This window comes from Pseudoalteromonas sp. GCY, assembly GCF_016695175.1.
Taxonomy (GTDB): domain Bacteria; phylum Pseudomonadota; class Gammaproteobacteria; order Enterobacterales; family Alteromonadaceae; genus Pseudoalteromonas.
This window is the reverse complement of the sequence record NZ_CP068023.1, coordinates 1,018,387-1,034,585: the sequence shown is the minus strand read 5'-3', so window position 1 is coordinate 1,034,585 and position 16,199 is coordinate 1,018,387. Positions and strand designations below refer to the sequence as shown.

The 16,199-nt window shown below is 43.7% G+C and carries 16 protein-coding genes and 1 pseudogene; 10 read left to right on the top strand and 7 right to left on the bottom strand.

Going from position 1 to position 16,199, the window contains the following annotated elements; genetic code table 11:
- Positions 1-182 precede the first annotated feature (182 nt).
- A complete protein-coding gene (locus tag JJQ94_RS09760) occupies positions 183-1,322 on the bottom strand; it encodes an EAL domain-containing protein (RefSeq protein ID WP_099030855.1) in 1,140 nt (379 codons plus the stop codon).
- A 135-nt stretch (positions 1,323-1,457) separates the two neighbouring features.
- On the opposite strand from JJQ94_RS09760, the gene JJQ94_RS09755 reads away from it, so the two are divergent.
- Positions 1,458-2,765: an ABC1 kinase family protein gene (locus JJQ94_RS09755; RefSeq protein WP_236596574.1), complete on the top strand. Its 1,308-nt coding sequence runs from the start codon at positions 1,458-1,460 to the stop codon at positions 2,763-2,765.
- 29 nt (positions 2,766-2,794) lie between these two features.
- Here JJQ94_RS09755 and JJQ94_RS09750 read toward each other — a convergent pair whose 3' ends face one another.
- A complete protein-coding gene (locus JJQ94_RS09750) occupies positions 2,795-3,322 on the bottom strand; it encodes a cytochrome b (RefSeq protein ID WP_099030854.1) in 528 nt (175 codons plus the stop codon).
- A complete protein-coding gene (locus JJQ94_RS09745) occupies positions 3,315-4,325 on the bottom strand; it encodes a catalase family peroxidase (protein WP_099030853.1) in 1,011 nt (336 codons plus the stop codon). Before JJQ94_RS09745 ends, JJQ94_RS09750 begins: the two co-directional genes overlap by 8 nt.
- A 280-nt stretch (positions 4,326-4,605) precedes the next feature.
- On the opposite strand from JJQ94_RS09745, the gene JJQ94_RS09740 reads away from it, so the two are divergent.
- The 5 genes from JJQ94_RS09740 (at position 4,606) to JJQ94_RS09720 (ending at position 9,786) form a co-directional block, all read left to right on the top strand.
- Complete coding sequence (locus tag JJQ94_RS09740) at positions 4,606-6,027, top strand: DEAD/DEAH box helicase (RefSeq protein WP_099030852.1); 1,422 nt, start codon at positions 4,606-4,608, stop codon at positions 6,025-6,027.
- A gap of 95 nt (positions 6,028-6,122) precedes the next feature.
- Positions 6,123-6,932, top strand: a complete 810-nt coding sequence (locus tag JJQ94_RS09735; protein ID WP_099030851.1) for a fascin domain-containing protein — start codon at positions 6,123-6,125, stop codon at positions 6,930-6,932.
- A 99-nt stretch (positions 6,933-7,031) separates the two neighbouring features.
- The gene (dbpA, locus tag JJQ94_RS09730) at positions 7,032-8,420 is read left to right on the top strand and encodes an ATP-dependent RNA helicase DbpA (RefSeq protein ID WP_099030850.1); all 1,389 of its coding nucleotides are present in this window, start codon (positions 7,032-7,034) and stop codon (positions 8,418-8,420) included.
- A 170-nt stretch (positions 8,421-8,590) separates the two neighbouring features.
- Entirely contained in the window at positions 8,591-9,220 is a 630-nt protein-coding gene (locus JJQ94_RS09725) for an SDR family oxidoreductase (protein ID WP_099030849.1), read from the top strand.
- A gap of 395 nt (positions 9,221-9,615) precedes the next feature.
- On the top strand, positions 9,616-9,786 hold the full coding sequence (locus JJQ94_RS09720; protein ID WP_010370673.1) for a hypothetical protein: 171 nt from the start codon (positions 9,616-9,618) through the stop codon (positions 9,784-9,786).
- A 73-nt stretch (positions 9,787-9,859) separates the two neighbouring features.
- Here the strand turns inward: JJQ94_RS09720 and JJQ94_RS09715 are convergent, their stop codons facing one another.
- Both JJQ94_RS09715 and JJQ94_RS09710 read right to left on the bottom strand, forming a co-directional pair.
- Complete coding sequence (locus tag JJQ94_RS09715; RefSeq protein WP_010370670.1) at positions 9,860-10,108, bottom strand: DUF3297 family protein; 249 nt, start codon at positions 10,106-10,108, stop codon at positions 9,860-9,862.
- A 228-nt stretch (positions 10,109-10,336) separates the two neighbouring features.
- Positions 10,337-10,750, bottom strand: coding sequence for a GNAT family N-acetyltransferase (locus tag JJQ94_RS09710; RefSeq protein WP_099030848.1), 414 nt, complete (start codon positions 10,748-10,750; stop codon positions 10,337-10,339).
- Between the two features lie 102 nt (positions 10,751-10,852).
- Here JJQ94_RS09710 and JJQ94_RS09705 point away from each other — a divergent pair, with 102 nt between their 5' ends.
- Positions 10,853-11,689, top strand: a complete 837-nt coding sequence (locus JJQ94_RS09705; protein ID WP_069023363.1) for an SPFH domain-containing protein — start codon at positions 10,853-10,855, stop codon at positions 11,687-11,689.
- Positions 11,690-11,763: 74 nt separating this feature from the next.
- Here the strand turns inward: JJQ94_RS09705 and JJQ94_RS09700 are convergent, their stop codons facing one another.
- Positions 11,764-12,873, bottom strand: a complete 1,110-nt coding sequence (locus JJQ94_RS09700; RefSeq protein ID WP_099030847.1) for a TRAP transporter substrate-binding protein — start codon at positions 12,871-12,873, stop codon at positions 11,764-11,766.
- A 285-nt stretch (positions 12,874-13,158) separates the two neighbouring features.
- On the opposite strand from JJQ94_RS09700, the gene JJQ94_RS09695 reads away from it, so the two are divergent.
- Together JJQ94_RS09695 and JJQ94_RS09690 are read left to right on the top strand one after the other, a co-directional pair.
- The gene (locus tag JJQ94_RS09695) at positions 13,159-14,301 is read left to right on the top strand and encodes a hypothetical protein (protein ID WP_099030846.1); all 1,143 of its coding nucleotides are present in this window, start codon (positions 13,159-13,161) and stop codon (positions 14,299-14,301) included.
- On the top strand, positions 14,301-15,230 hold the full coding sequence (locus JJQ94_RS09690; protein WP_099030845.1) for a hypothetical protein: 930 nt from the start codon (positions 14,301-14,303) through the stop codon (positions 15,228-15,230). Before JJQ94_RS09695 ends, JJQ94_RS09690 begins: the two co-directional genes overlap by 1 nt.
- On the opposite strand, the gene JJQ94_RS09685 is transcribed toward JJQ94_RS09690, so the two are convergent.
- On the bottom strand, positions 15,199-15,480 hold the full coding sequence (locus tag JJQ94_RS09685; protein ID WP_099030844.1) for a hypothetical protein: 282 nt from the start codon (positions 15,478-15,480) through the stop codon (positions 15,199-15,201). The two genes, JJQ94_RS09690 and JJQ94_RS09685, sit on opposite strands and share 32 nt — an antisense overlap.
- Here JJQ94_RS09685 and JJQ94_RS24365 point away from each other — a divergent pair.
- Positions 15,463-16,077 (top strand): annotated as a pseudogene (locus JJQ94_RS24365) (response regulator); the annotation flags it as partial. The gene JJQ94_RS09685 and the pseudogene JJQ94_RS24365 overlap by 18 nt on opposite strands.
- Positions 16,078-16,199 lie beyond the last annotated feature (122 nt).

The following is a 16,199-nucleotide window of genomic DNA, read 5'->3' as shown; positions in this document are numbered from 1 at the left end:
GAAACAAATAATCAACATATAAAACATTTATTAAACACATTAATAAGTGATCTCTAAACCTAAACAATAACTTAAACCAGACACCCACCTCAAATGTGTACGCTCCTAAAAAGGCAGCTTCAACTCGAAGAGGGATACTATCTCGGCTTCTTTAAAAACGTCTTCCCCCTCTTGCTTATTTATCACAATTTATCAAATTGACTAGCGGCGTTTGATAAGGGCTTTACCTTTTGCGTTATCTCCTCTTCAAGGTTATTAGACAATTGCGTACTCAGCGCTGCTGGTTTCGCGAAATAATAACCTTGTAGATAATCTGCTCCAATATCTCGGAGCACTTGTGCTTCTGCACGACTTTCCACCCCTTCAGCAATTACTTCGATACCATTTTCATGTGCGAGCTGGATTAAATGAGAGACAATATTACGCTTGTGTTGATTGGTGTCGATGTGTCTTACCAGCTCCATATCTATCTTTATATAATCTGGCCTCAGCTGCGCCAACATATTTAAGCTCGACCACCCAGAACCAATGTCATCTAGTGCAACACCAAAGCCACAGCTACGATAAAACGCCAAAATTCCTTTCAAATGATTCATATCCCGAGCTTGGTGTGTCTCGGTCACTTCAAATACGATGTCCTGAGGTTGAAACCCCAGCTCACTAATCGCAGAAGCGGTCGAGCGCAAACAATATGACGGGTCATAGATGCTAGAAGGGTTGAAGTTTATGAATATCTTGGAATTTAAATTCGCCTTTGCAGCATGCTCCACAGCAGACTTTCGCGCGATTAAATCAAGAGAAAAAAGTAAACCGCTTTGCTCGGCTAAATTAAAAACGAGGTGTGGTGGCACCATATTATTTTCATCATCGAATAACCTAAATAGCGCTTCATTTGCAAACACATCGAGGTTTCCCGGCTCCGAATATGCTCGTACAATAGGTTGAAACCAGCTTTGATAGGTCTCGTTTTCTACCGCAGTTTTAATCCACCGCGCTTGGTGACGGCGCACGAAAGTTTCGACACTGGCGACTCGGCTAATCGCATTGATATCAGGGTGGCCTTCCTGTGCCATGGTTGTCACTTTAGATTGGCCAAACTCAGGCCCTGCTAAACAACCACCGATATTATTTAAAAACGTAGAAAGTCCGTTTTTATTCACCTGAACCATAATGCACTTGTCTGCCACTAACTTGGGGGCTAGTCCCATTTCAATGCACATCCGCATCAAGTTTTGCTCAGCATTACTGGTCGGCAAGAAAAACCAAAAGTAAGTTGTTTCAAAAAAATACGACTCAATTGCTTCGCAATCTGCGCACCACATAGCATCCTCCCAACGTTTTAGACAGCCTTTTATACGTGCGTTATCTCAAAACCGCTCACAGAGAGATGAACCTTACAGTAGAGTATGTCGTATTGTTCGTGTGTGAAATAAAATTGTACCGCTAAGGGTCTAAGTTTGAAAAATAGCTCACGAAAAGTACCATCGTCAAGGTTTAGTCGCCTCGCTCACTTAGGTGGGCTAGCAGGTCAAGTTGCTTCAAATATGCTACTTGAAGGTGCAAAGCAGGCATTTCAAGGAAAGCCAATCAAACGCACTGATTTACTACTACAAAGCAAAAACATTCACGCAGTTGCAAAAAAGCTGAGCCATTTGCGTGGTGCGGCAATGAAGTTAGGTCAATTACTTTCAATGGATGCAGGCGATCTTCTACCACCGGAACTTGCGATGTTGCTTTCACACCTGCGTTCAGACGCCATGCCAATGCCGCACAAGCAGCTCGTTGGCGTACTTGAACAAGAATTAGGGCAAGACTGGCTCGATAAGTTTAGCCATATTGAGCTTAAAAGTTTTGCACAAGCGTCTATTGGACAGGTGCACAGAGCCAATACCGAAAGCGGGCAACCACTTGCTATCAAAATACAATACCCAGGAGTGGCAAAAAGTATTCAAAGCGATGTAGACAACGTAGCGAGTCTAATCAAAATGACTGGTCTACTTCCTAAGGGGATCAATATTGCGCCTCTAATAGCGGAAGCTAAATCGCAATTGCTCGCAGAGACTAACTACCAACAAGAAGCGGACCATTTACAGCAGTTTGCCCGCGGACTTGAAAAAGATACGCGCTTTAAAATCCCTCTGGTATATCCAAGCCTAAGTAGCCAACACTTGCTGACTATGGAGTATGTCAATGGCGAACCACTAGCTGAAGCTGTTGCTCTACCTCAACCTGTTCGCAATAACATCGTGACCGCACTGATCGAGCTCTTCTTTATTGAAATGTTCGAGCTTAAATTGATACAAACCGATCCTAACTTTGCCAACTATCTATTTAACAAAGATACTCACAAAATTGTGTTACTAGACTTTGGCGCAACGCGTGTAGTCAGCGATACCATTAGCAGTGGCTATAAAAACTTGTTAAGGGCTGCGATGGAACAGAATCATGCAGCAGTTAAACAAGCAGCGTGCAACATTGGTTATTTCGATACCGATATTTCACCTGAGTATTGTGACGCGGTTATTGAACTGTTTTTACTTGCAACGACTCCACTTCGCTGTGACAGCCCATTTGATTTTGCTAATAGTCAGCTGAGTAAAAAGATAAGCGAAAAAGGGCTAGCATTGAATAACCGCTGTGACGAATGGCATACTCCACCTGTGGATGCGTTGTTTATTCACCGCAAGTTGGCAGGGTTATATTTAATCGCGGCAAAGTTACAAGCCAAGGTGGACTTAACAGCACTGCAAACATATTTAAAATAACGGCCTACCAGTAAGCAGGCCTTAGGTCATTACCACATGCTTTTTAGCACGCCATCTTTTCTTATAAAGTGATGGTGAAGCGCCGCTCCAATATGAACCGCAAGTACTGCAATCAGTAGCAATACAGCTAAACCATGCCCTTCGCGAAATACAGCAAAGTATTCGATGTGAGGCACCATCGTGGCTGGAATGGTGAACAAGTCGAACACCACAATTGGTCGCGCTGCATAATACTGCATCAACAGGCCGCTAGTCGGTATGATTAACATCAATACGTAAAGCAGCCAGTGGCTGAGTTTGGCTAGTTTGACTTGTATTGCCGACATACCAGATGGCAAGCTGGGTGTCGATGACTTTATTCTTATAAGAAAGCGCAATAAAAGCAGCATAAGTGCCAGCACACCAAACGACTTATGTAACCCAAGTAAAGTAAGCTGCCAAGGCTCAAGCGCACGTACCATCGTAAGGCCGGCAAAAATCATAGCAAAGATAAGTAATGCCATAGACCAGTGAAGCACTCTCATCGAGAGATTAAATCGTGTTGTCTGATCAGTCATTCGCTTTCTCCTCAAGCGCGCCCATCAATTGCTCCTTAGCCCTACGGCGATAGGATTCTGCATATGCAGCAGAGCGCGCTCTTAGAATTGGATCTTCAGTTGCAGTTACACCGCTAGGTAATATCAAGGGATCAAAATTGAGCGCATGGCAGTTACCCTCTAATTGCGGTCGCCAATGCGTTATGGAGACCTCTCCTGCATCTAACTTGGCGCGGTTACTGGGCCAGAGTTTAGCTGGATTATTTTCATCATCTTCTTGCTTGGCAAATATAAACTGCCAAGTGAAACGCACAGCTCCCTTCTCTAATCGAGTTGCAAATTCTTGCTGTAGCGCATCTTTGTCAGTGTAAGTATTTTTACTTTCTTCGTTTAATGGCAGCATTCTCCAGCGTACAGCCTGACGCTGCGCTTTTTCATCGACCAAATAAAAAGCATTAATACTATGATAAGTCTCAAGGGCAAAACTCGGGCTTGGCGCGTAATTCGCTTTCCATGCTAAAAAATCCGTACTCTCTGGATGCTTAGCAAAAAAGTCTTTTACTGCCTCTTTGCCCCGCTTCAGAGCAACAATTTGTTGATAAAAATCATGGGGGTTTGTTACTGCCATCACGGGAGGCGTATTCATCGCAATATTCCAACGCTCAACACCTGTCACGAAGCTCAGCGCAAAACTCCTTACTGGTGCAGTTAATTCAGCGGCGTGCGGGCTATTTCCAGCAATAGACAATCGACCAATAAATGGATGCGTGCCAGCTTTTAAAACTGTTGCGTTTGAATACTGAGATAACCGTCCATTCGATTTAAATTCTCCTGACACACAAATCCCTTTTGCGTGTGCCCTACGGAACCCTGGGAAGTGGTTTTGCCCTTGTTGCAAATCGACAAATTGCTGGGCGGTGACTTGCTCAGTTTGCGCTTGTGTTAATGGTGAAAGTAGCAACGCAACACCAAGGCTCGCAAAGTAAAACCCCTTTTCTAACAAGGATACAGATGTGTATTTCACAAAACGGCTCCTAAGTTAAGCCAGTTTGCCGAATTAGTGACTTATATACAGAGCAAACTGGTCGTGAATAACTAATGCCATCAATAGACCTGCAGCACGAACGTTTCCTTTCATTTATTTTGATTGTAATCCTGATGTTTACATTCTACTTTTAACGCTATGCTTTGTTATCTACCCGCCTATCGTTATTTAACTTAAGGCTATTTAACAACACGGCGAAATTGCTTAAGCGGAGTAAATACTGTACTCTTGCCCGCCGCCCAATACAGAGTACAAAATCATGAGCTTTAGCCACCTAGGTTTAGCCCCAGAAATAAATCAAGCCGTTGTCGAACAAGGTTACGACAAACCGACTCCCATTCAAGAGCAAGCCATTCCTGCCATTTTAGAAGGTAGAGACGTGATGGCTGCGGCACAAACGGGAACGGGAAAAACAGCGGGCTTTACACTACCTTTGTTGCAAAAGCTGATTGCTGGCACTAAGCCACGTGCAAATAACGTACGCGCGTTAATTCTAACGCCGACCAGAGAACTTGCTGACCAAGTATGGCAAAGTGTTGCGCTGTACAGTAAACACCTTCCTATCAGCTCTGAAGTAGTTTACGGCGGTGTGAAGATCAATCCGCAAATGATGAAGCTGCGTAAAGGCATTGATGTTTTAGTGGCAACACCTGGACGATTACTCGACCTTTACCAGCAGAATGCTGTCAAATTTGATGACCTTGAAGTACTGGTATTGGATGAAGCCGACCGTATGCTAGACATGGGCTTTATCCACGATATCAAGCGCATCATCAAAGTATTGCCAAGCCACAGACAAAACTTGATGTTCTCTGCAACTTTCTCTGAAGAGATTAGAGCATTGGCGAAAGGGCTAATTCATGATCCAGTAGAAATATCTGTAGCACCGGCAAACAGCACAGCTAAAAGCGTGACTCAATGGGTTTATCCAGTAGACAAAAGTAAACGTACGGGCTTACTAAAGCATTTAGTGCAAACGCATGATTGGCAACAAGTGTTGGTATTCACCCGCACAAAACACGGTGCTAACCGCTTAGTTAAAGATCTAGAAAAAGCCAAGATCAATGCCGCAGCAATCCATGGGAATAAAAGCCAAAGCGCTCGCATGAAAGCCCTTGCTGGCTTTAAAAATGGTGAAGTACGTGTACTTGTTGCCACTGATATTGTGGCACGGGGTCTGGATATTCAAGAGTTGCCTCATGTCGTGAACTTTGACCTGCCAAATGTTTACGAAGATTATGTTCACCGTATCGGTAGAACAGGCCGCGCTGGTGCGACGGGTGAAGCCATCTCATTTGTTACGCAAGAGACCGCAAGCGACTTATTTGGCATTGAACGATTAATTCAACAGTTGGTGCCGCGTAAAGTGGAGCCAGGGTTTGAACCGCAACTTGCCGTACCTGAGTCAACGTTAGATACGCGCCCAATCAAGCAGAAAAAGCCAAAGAAACCGAAAAAGCCAAAGGCGGCAGACGCTGAGCAAGCACCTTCCGCTCAGCCGAAAAATAAACCTAAGCAAAATTCAGGTCCTCGCAACAATAAGCCGAGTGGTAACGGCAAACCTGCGGGTAACAACAGTGGCAGCCGCAGACGTCGCCCATCATCGTCTGCAAACAAGCCAAAGAGCCAACACTCTGGAGACAAGCGTACACCACGTCAGAAGCCTGCTTCTGGCAATTAAAGGTGTAAGCCGGTGTAATAGCATTTGCAACACCTTCTCCTAAGCTAAAAAGGCTGTTAATCGTAACAGCCTTTTTTCGTCAAAGGAGCTAGACAATGAATATCTTGAAATTGATACTGTTCACATTGTTTGGTAGTACATTTTTAGCGCATGCTGGTACGCAATATGTGACCCAAGCTGCGAGCAATATCACAGAAACTTCCGCTCAATTAAACGGCTACTCCGCTTCTACTATTGGTTTAAGTGGAGAAACGTTTGATTATGGCCTAACCACCAACTACGGCTATAGTGCACTCGCGACACCCGCAGGCATTAATGGTCCGGTAAGCGCACAAATAGCGAACCTAGAGTGTGGCACCGAATATCATTTTCGTTTTCGAGGAGACCCAAAACCACCCCGCACCACCATTCAAGGTGAAGATTTAACCTTCACCACAGCCCCATGTGGCCCTACGATTTTTACTAATGTGTCGTTTGAAACGGGCGGGCAATATTACTTCGTTGCAGAAAACAATGGCGGTAATACAGTAAATGCCAATCGTATCGCGATTGGCCCTTGGGAGCGATTTAATCTTATCGATGTAAACGGCGGTAACCTGTTTGATGGCGACACAATCCACATTCAAACAGCCACTGGCTATTACTTTGTTGCAAAGCAAGGTGGTGGCGCTGAGTTAAATGCCAACCGAACGGTGGCTTCTATTTGGGAAACCTTCACGATTGAGTTGCCGAATAACCCCGGCGCCTTGATCCAAAATGGCGATAAAGTGGCGCTTAAGTCAATCAATGGTCACTATATCCAAGCCGCAGGTAATGGTGGCGCAGGAGCCAATGTGCATGCTACCGTCATAGGCTGTAACGCCACTTATCCCTGTTCATGGGAAATGTTTAAGATTATTTTTTAACGCACTTGGCCGTGGTAAAAAATTTTATCACGGCCTTACACGCGCTATCCGTTCGAGCCATGTTATAATTGCTGTTTTAGAACTACAGAGACAGCGACTTTGACTCAGCCACTTTTTTCAAGTACCTCACTTTCCAGCGCCTTACTCGATAACCTCGCGTCATTGGGGTATCACACCATGACTGACATTCAAGCACAAACCTTACCGCTTATCTTGGCGGGTAAAGATGTCATTGGCCAAGGTAAAACGGGCTCAGGTAAAACCGCCGCTTTCTCTTTAGGACTATTACATAATTTAAACGTGAAACGCTTTCGCGTGCAGGCGCTTGTAGTATGCCCAACTCGAGAGCTTGCCGATCAGGTTGCGGTTGAAATTCGCAAGCTTGCCCGTGCTATTCATAACATCAAAGTGTTAGCGCTGTGTGGTGGCGCGCCGATGGGTCCACAAATTGGCTCTCTTGAACACGGTGCGCACATCATTGTGGGCACGCCAGGGCGTATTGAAGAGCATCTGCGCAAAGGCCGTTTGTCGCTAGATGAAGTGAATACCTTTGTACTTGATGAAGCGGATCGCATGTTGGAGATGGGTTTTGAAGAGTCGCTGCAGTGCATCATAGATCACTGCCCTACAGCGCGCCAAAACCTGTTATTTAGTGCAACTTACCCGCCAAAAATAGAGCAGCTCGCGCAGCACATCATGAAAGATGCAGCCAAAGTCACGGTTGAAGCAACACATGATGATAGCTCAATTGAACAGTACTTTTACGAAGTCGACAATAACGACGCGAGATTGCCAGCGGTACAAAAGCTGTTAATGCAATTTCAACCAAATTCAGCGGTTATCTTCTGTAATACCAAGGCAGAATGCCAGAACGTATGCGACAGCTTATATAGCCTAGGTTTTGATGCGGCAGCACTTCACGGTGACTTAGAGCAAAAAGACCGCGACCGCACATTGGTTCGTTTTGCGAATAAAAGCGTGACCATTTTATTGGCAACGGATGTCGCTGCTCGAGGTATCGACGTCGATCACGTAGATATGGTGATCAACTACCATATCGCCCATGACCCAGAAGTGCATGTTCACCGCGTTGGCAGAACCGGACGTGCAGGCAATAAAGGCGTGGCATGCTCTTTAATGAGTTATAAAGAATCGCATAAAGTAAATGCCCTCGAAGACTATTTAGGCAAGACAATAGAGCCCAATCCCCTCCCAAGCGACCAAGTGTTAAATAACAAAATTAACCGAGCGCCGATGGTAACCATTCAAATCGACGGCGGTAAGAAAGCGAAATTAAGACCGGGTGATATCTTAGGTGCACTGACCTCAAATCAAACGTTAAAAGGTGACCAAATCGGAAAAATAAAAGTCACCGCGATGTCATCATACGTTGCGGTTGAGCGCAGTATTGCCAACGTGGCGCTTAAAACAATCTCAGAAGGAAAAATGAAAGGCCGTAACTTTAGAGCTCGCAAAGTAACAAAGTAACAGGTCACTTCCCCCGCTCTATGGTGGTCAACTTTTCCCTGACCACCACAATTTTTAGATTATCCAAGCAATTACTCGCCTATTTATAACTTATTTCACACAAAAGGGGTTTAAATCTACACCATGACCCCAAGGTCTTAATTAAGCAAACACTTTAAAGGAGTTTATCTATGAAGACCTTAATCATTGGTGCCAGTGGTCAAATTGGAAAAATGACGACAAAGAAAATGCTGGAACAAGGCCATGACGTCGTGGCGTTAGTGCGCAATAAAGGTAAGCTAGCTGATATTCAGTCTGAGCAACTCACTATCATTGAGCAAGACCTTGAAGGCGATTTTAGTTCAGCCTTTGACAACGTCGAGCAGGTAATATTTAGTGCAGGTTCTGGTAGAGAGACCGGTGCGGATAAAACCCTACTTATTGATTTGTGGGCCGCCATTAAGGCCATTGACTATGCTGTGAAAGCTAACGTTAAACATTTTATTATGGTCAGCTCCATTGGTGCCGACGATCCTGATAACATTGAAAGTGAAATCAAACCTTACTTGATAGCCAAACACATGGCTGACCAACACCTACAGAGAAGTATTGTAAACTACACCATCGTTCGGCCAGGTTCCTTATTAAATGAGCCTGCAACCGGGGGGTTCTCCACTTCACGCCCTAAAAATAGAGAAGATGCCGTGATAAATCGAGAGAATGTCGCAGACGCGCTAGTTTACCTTGCAGCTCAGCATCCTCAGAATCTAACGTTTGAGTTATTTAACGGCAAGCAGTCAGTCGAACAAACCCTATGCTAAGAGTAACTATGTCTCGGGGTTTAACGCCTCGGGGCAAACTTAGATGCTTTAATTTGGCTAAATGTTGAAAATATTTACCGCTACGCTGACATAAAAAGCTTGCTATAAAAAATACAATTCTATATCATCCATCTCTTGCTTTAACTTCCTCTCAAAATAAAGCAGACCTCAAGTAATGCCTCCTTGCCTTGATCCAGTAAGTCCGCATAAAAAAATACAAGTAGAGCTTAATATAGTCAGGCGAAATCAAGCCAATTAAGAAATTGGTATAAGCTGTCATACCCGTCTCGGGTCGTTGCGAGGACAGTGTCTTCTGTTCGCTAAACTGTAATGAAGCTCATCTACTATCAAAAGCATCAGCTAATTTGCTGTGCATTATAAAAGTGAGTTTTATTATGTCATATACATATAACGGAACAGAGATCCGTGTTGAGCAACCAATTCGCTCAATTTCGGTGAACAAATCTAAAGTGATCTTTGCTGACGGCACAGGCCGTAAGATCACACAATTCGCCAATGGCGGCGAAGCACGTCAATTTCTGAGCTGGTTAACTTCAGCACATTAATTGAGTGGTAATATAATTGATGTAAAAAAATGCCGGATAAAGTCCGGCATTTTTGTATCTTAGATTGTTAAGCTTAGCAGTAGTAAGCTTCAACAGTCCCTTTTGACTTCAGTAGCAAAGGCTGACCACGACGGTCTAATGCCTTTGGTGATGCTACCTTAATCCAGCCTTCGCTGATGCAGTATTCTTCAACATCAGTGCGCTCTTTTCCGTTAAAACGGATGCCAATGTGGTGTTCTAGCACTTCTTTAGCATAATGTGGGCTGCGAGGGTTGATTGAAAGTCTATCTGGTAATGCTGGTTTTTCGGTTGAATCTGTCATCGTTTTTCTTCAATTATTTAAGCATGCTGTATTGTAGGTAATCCCACGCGCGCGCTCAATAGCTGAGCGTCTTATAATCGCAATTGAATTAAAAACTGTATCGCTTTATGGGCACAGTGAGGTCTCTGAAGTTTAGCTAACATTATTACTTAAAAACGCCTTAGCACATTCACCCACGTATCGGCGCCAAGATTATCTCCACTCTTTCACTCTTCCACAGAAAACGTGTTATAACACCTTTACCATAAAATACTTACAGCCATCTTTAGGGTAATGCTCTTGGATCCATTGGGTTTCGTAGCCATGCTTTTCATAAAACGGCATTGCCTGAAAATTTAAGGTATCGAGTAAGCATTTCACGCACCCTCTTCGCTTGGCCGCCGCTTCTAGACTTTTTAGTATCTGTGAGCCGATATTTTGACCTCTAAGTGTCTCAGAAACCCACAAAGTATCGAGCAACAACCAGTTACCAAAAGTACGCGCGGCTGCACCTGCAACAACCTCTCCAGACTCATCCGTTACTTCAACCGCCAATGGAAGGCGCTCCGTGACCTCCCAATTCGCCCAGTTAAACTCGCTAATTTTACTACTTAAAAAATCGACAAATTGTTGCTCAGGATTTTCTACTACGGATATTTTCACTGTTGTGCTCCGGTTGATGTCGTTGAACTAAGGTAATTGTTGTTCGTTTTAGTATTGTCACCTATCATAGCCAGCAAAGTACCTATAAAGGAATCATCTATGATGAAATCAAAATCTAGCATTGGAAGCTCAATTGTATCTATTATCGTGATTGGCATTGTGTTACTTTTTTCCATCACATCTTGCACAAATCCAAGCACACCCGCAGGACATGAAGGCTATGTTTTTGAGCAACCGAGATTTTTTGGTTCTGGTGGTTACCAAGGTAGCTTAGTAGGTCCGAGCAACTATGGTTTTTCCCCGCTCAGAAATCAAGTCGTCAATATCGATATGCGCCCAAACACTTATACAGAACGCTTTGAGATCTTAGCCAAAGATGACTTGAACATCAGTTTTGATTTTCATGCAGTCATTGCAATTAAGCCAGACACAGTAAAAGATGTCGTTGAAAATTATGGTGCAGAGAATTGGTATCAGCGTTTTGTTCGCGAAACTTTCAGAACCTATGTTCGCGACGAAGTCCAACAATACGATAGTGGCGCATTAAAAAGCAAACGCGAACAAATTGCTGAAATCGTAACAAAGCGCTTAAAAGGCTACCTACAGTCAGCGCCATTTGATATCAAACAAGTGGTGATCGGTAACATTAATTATCCAGATATTGTAGCCAATGCTGTAGAAAAGAAACTCGCTGCGCAACAGCTGCTAGCAGAAAAAGAAACTCAAAAGGCCATTGCTAAAAAAGATGCTGAAATTCGGATTGAAGAAGCAAAAGGTATCGCTGAAGCGCAAAAAATCATCAACGCCACACTTACTGCAAACTACTTACAACATGAAGCGATAAATGCGCAGCTAAAAATGGCAGAATCTCCTAACCATACAACGGTTTATATTCCGGTTGGCACCAACGGCATTCCACTGGTTAAAGAGAGTCGATAACAAAGTACCAATAATTCGTTTGAGTTGGGAGTAACAATAGCAAGAAGGCCTGTTGTTGCTCTCAACCTAGGTTATTAAATAAACTCTTTTTCTGTTGCATTTACCAGCTGTTGAAATGCGCGAGTACTGCCTAGGAGCTCTCGCTTTACCTTATTCCACTGTGCATTGTGATGACCAAACCTTAATTGCCATTCGCGCTTTTCGTCCACACTTAAAGGGTGCAGCTTTGCGCCCAAGGCCATGAGCTCGCGCTCACAGTGCTTTTGCAGTTGCTCTATCTGCGCAATATGAGTATGAAATGTTTGCTTACCCGCGTCCTTGATTTCCCCTTTTAAGCGCAGCGGCAAACCATCTAACCAATGCTGATTTGCGACGGTCACCCAAGCATCGGGGACACTTCCGAGTAAAGCTATCTGCCCTATCTCGTTTTTTAGCAGATCAGGACCTGCAAACAAGCCAACAACGCTAGGGTCAATAACCTCTATATGTTTTGTTCTTGCCATTTTGGCCACTTGTGCCCAAGGCACATCAATAACATTTGCCGACGTCATACTGTAAAAATGACTCAAAACCTTAGAAGCAGGCACTCTTAACACTACTCCTTTGAGTTTTTCAGGCAAATTAATCAAGCGGTTGAACTGTTTTGTGCTTGTTAGGGTGCGACCTCCAACGAGATGATGCATTAAGATATTCAGTTTTCCTTGTTCACTAATAGGCTTAATAACAAGTGACTGCCACTGTGGCGAACAAATTAGATTGAGAAACGCGCGGTTTGAGCTCGCCCAAAATGGGATATTAAGGATATCTAGCACAGGTAACGCCCGAGACAGATTTGACACAGAGATAAGTGCGGCCTCTACATGTCCACGAGTCACTGCCGCCATTAACTCGCGGCCACTTCCAAGCGCGCCACTATGGTGAACATCAACATAGATTTTACCGCGAGTCATAGACTCAACATTTTCCTTAAACACTTGATGCATGTGCGGGATAAAGTCACTTTGATCCGCGGGGTATGGGGAAGCTAATCTTAAAATATGGAGGGCAGCACTGCGCTTAGCCATTTCTTGTTCTCGTTCATCTTCTGAGAATAAATTTAGTGCAAGTACTTGGCTAACCGGAAATGAAGCACTCAAACATGCCGCTAGTGAAGCTTCAAGAAATTGACGTCTACTCTTGGACATGGGAGTACAACCTAAATTCCATACCTCTATTAAAGATAGCTGAGTCGATCACTATTTCAATAAGCTTAGATGTACACCCAAATCAAAAACACAAAAAGCTCACTTGTATTTAACAAATTTTATACTAGTCTATCTTGGATTCACCACAAGGAGTGTAGTGCTAGTTTATTCATCAAAAGCGATAGCGTTACTATCATTACTTTTGTCTCGCTAGGTGTTTTCTTAAAACAAAGCAAATTTAACGCAGTAATCACGTTCATATCGATTAATAAAAGGAGATTAACGATGAACAGAAGAAATGCACTAATCTGTGTTGCCTTGGGATTTTGTGCCCACTTATCCGCCAAGACACCTCAACCAACCCTTTCGATCAACACTAACCTTGATTATGACGGCCTCATTACAACACCAAATGGAAAGGCTTATTTTGGTCAGCAATGGCTTGAAAATGCCAGTGAAGTCACTTTATACCCAAAAAATGGCAACAGCGCGCTTTGGACATTAACATTAACCTATTCTGATGGCAGACCGGCCGTTGGTAAAAGCATTACTATAAATTCAACTTATAACACGCTCACCACATCAAGTTGGCGAAATAAAAATACGATGGCAAACCGTTTTCCGAGTGGTTCAAGAGCAACTGTAATCCAAAGAATAGACCAAGGGCTGTTCCGATTACGTGCACCTTACGAGGCTTCAAGTCTAGTGACCGATGCTAATGGCCAAGTGAAAGTTACCGTAAATAACTTCCATAGCTGCGGTAATGAACAACAGCCAGGCTCTGATAAGTTAACAGCTTCAACTAGTAATTTGCAGGCTCAGCTAATCGTAAAATGCGCAGTAACAGGCTTAGTCAACATTCCAGACCGCGCAAGTGAGGGGCTTACTACAGCAGGTCTAGTTGGCCGCCACTTACACCCAGACTTGCTAAGTGCTTTACAAAATTTAGGACAAGCTTGGAAAAACGTACAAAACAAACCTGTCGGGATGCCAAATTATCTCACAATAACGGGAGCAACCATGCGCTGGGGTGGAATAAATCCTCCTCACTTTACGCACAAGTTTGGTGGTACAGTAGATATTCGTCCGATAGGAACATCATCAGGCCCGGTTAGCGTTGGTGACGCACACTACCACCGCCAAGCCACACAGACTATAGTTGACGCTTTGGTACAATTAGGCGCAACTAAAATTATCTTTGCCGATAATTTGAAAGGCGTTACAGATGTTAAATCAAATCATAAGAATCACCTGCATGTCAGCTTCTTAACTGAACCTTTAGAACCTTGGCTTGCTCCTAATGATAACGAGCTTGATAGCGAAGGTGAAGCTTGGCATGACTACAGCAATATCTACGATACTAGCTATTTCGTGCCTCAAGTTAAATCGTTACAGGTTACCGACTTTCATTTTGAATTAGGAAAATAATGACGAATAGCGCTTGGCTAATTTATCTCGCTATCTTTAGCATTTCGGCAAGCTTTGATTTATTAAGCTGCGAGCTCGCTATGTCTAGCGATAAAGTAGCCTTAGCACCTTCTACTGAGCGGCCAGAGTGCCTCTTTGAACAATCAGACAATAATGAGTTAAAGCCAACATCGTTGCCGCACACGCGTTTTATTCCACCAAACTATCCAGATGCTGCAATACCTCTCAATTTCGATAGGGTTCAGTCAGCCTGTAAACTTAAGAGTGACACCATCCATTGCCAGTTTGCTGACCGACAAGGCGCTTTGCCTTTAGCTAGTCAATACCAACGAGGTCGGTTAAGCTATGATCAGTGGCACATAGACAACCACTATTTTATTGGATGGACCTCGCACGACCCAGAAAGACCTGCTGGATTTATGGTACTTTCCACCACCAAACCCGCCTATTGGTTACCTGTGGAAGATGCTTGTAAAGCAAGACTCAGCACACGAGTTGTGACGCTTAATAGCAAAGAGAATCTCTGTTTGAATCTTCAGGGTACTTGGCAGCGCAGTAACACACAGTCACTACCTGCGCCTTGTGAAAACCCATACTCTGTTGCTACCGATAAAAATGGGGTGTGGGCTTTGCAGCTAAACAATGAAAATCAAAGTTGGAATATTTGCCACTTTGATCACGCATTACAACTCGTGAAAGCATATCAATATCAACTTGATATACCGCAATCGCTAGCGCCATACAAGCTTGTACCTACGTCTTTTTCTCAGGTTACCGCCTTATTCGGCGAATATGACAATGCGCCAGCATACGCATTTGATATTAGCGCTGTTGAGCCTATGTTTCTATCAGCCTTCCCAAGCTCAATACGTCGTATACAAATCCCACTTACACAAGTTAAATATCGGTTAAGCCTAATAGCTCAATAACCTGCTTTACCGATAACTCAAAACCCATTTGAGGTTTTAGAAAATGCTGTAACGGTTCCAAATTATTTCTTCTTTCTCTCCCTTTCAAAACAAAAATTTCCATTTTCACATTCTCTGCACTTTTGCCTGCCAATTTTAAAACTCGAATCACAATAAGGTTTGGAATAACGATGAACAACGCGAACTTTCTACGTGCAATGGCACTTGTTACCACGGTGGCAAGTTTACCAATAGCAGCCATTGTGTTCATGATGGCGCTTTGGCTGACGAGGCTTTTAAACAACAGCAACCCGCCCTTATCTTACTCGACCTCATGCTGCCTAATCTTGACGGTATCGAAATTTGCAAGCGGATCAGAGCTTATTCAAACGTGCCAATTGTCATGATCACCGCCAAAGTAGAAGAAATCGATCGTCTCCTTGGTCTTGAAGTGGGTGCTGATGATTATGTGTGTAAACCCTATAGTCCAAAAGAAGTCGTCGCAAGGGTGAAGGCGATTTTAAGGCGCGTGACGCTAAACGAGCGCGGCACAGTGTCGGAAACAGAGAGCAAACTTAAATTGGACTAAGAGAGCTTGTTTGTCTCCTTCCTCGACGCTAGAGCGACGCTCACTTATGTCGAGTTTATGCTCTTAAAGGCAATGTACGGACACCCGTGCCGAATTTATAGCCGCGACTTATTGATGGATCACATCTACGATGACAGCCATATTGTTAGCGACAGAACCATAGATAGTCATATCAAAAATATTCGTAAAAAGCTGCAAAGCATCGCGCCTAAATACGACTTTATCCACTCTATTTACGGAGCGGGATATAAGTTTGAAGCGCAGGAACGTAATTCCTAACCCCTAACCCACAATGAGAGTTGAGTTATGCACTAATCCAACTCTCACCTAAGGCTTAATTCACCGCTACACCCCATTCCCTTTTATTGGTAAACTCACAAAAATAGCTAATAATTATAAAA

Bases quoted from the DNA above. Each gene is read 5' to 3' on its own strand.
- JJQ94_RS09760 (WP_099030855.1), bottom strand. From the start codon at position 1,322: ATGTGGTGCGCAGATTGCGAAGCAATTGAGTCGTATTTTTTTGAAACA.
- JJQ94_RS09750 (WP_099030854.1), bottom strand. From the start codon at position 3,322: ATGACTGATCAGACAACACGATTTAATCTCTCGATGAGAGTGCTTCAC.
- JJQ94_RS09740 (WP_099030852.1), top strand. From the start codon at position 4,606: ATGAGCTTTAGCCACCTAGGTTTAGCCCCAGAAATAAATCAAGCCGTT.
- JJQ94_RS09735 (WP_099030851.1), top strand. From the start codon at position 6,123: ATGAATATCTTGAAATTGATACTGTTCACATTGTTTGGTAGTACATTT.
- JJQ94_RS09725 (WP_099030849.1), top strand. From the start codon at position 8,591: ATGAAGACCTTAATCATTGGTGCCAGTGGTCAAATTGGAAAAATGACG.
- JJQ94_RS09720 (WP_010370673.1), top strand. From the start codon at position 9,616: ATGTCATATACATATAACGGAACAGAGATCCGTGTTGAGCAACCAATT.
- JJQ94_RS09715 (WP_010370670.1), bottom strand. From the start codon at position 10,108: ATGACAGATTCAACCGAAAAACCAGCATTACCAGATAGACTTTCAATC.
- JJQ94_RS09705 (WP_069023363.1), top strand. From the start codon at position 10,853: ATGAAATCAAAATCTAGCATTGGAAGCTCAATTGTATCTATTATCGTG.
- JJQ94_RS09700 (WP_099030847.1), bottom strand. From the start codon at position 12,873: ATGTCCAAGAGTAGACGTCAATTTCTTGAAGCTTCACTAGCGGCATGT.
- JJQ94_RS09695 (WP_099030846.1), top strand. From the start codon at position 13,159: ATGAACAGAAGAAATGCACTAATCTGTGTTGCCTTGGGATTTTGTGCC.
- JJQ94_RS09690 (WP_099030845.1), top strand. From the start codon at position 14,301: ATGACGAATAGCGCTTGGCTAATTTATCTCGCTATCTTTAGCATTTCG.
- JJQ94_RS09685 (WP_099030844.1), bottom strand. From the start codon at position 15,480: ATGAACACAATGGCTGCTATTGGTAAACTTGCCACCGTGGTAACAAGT.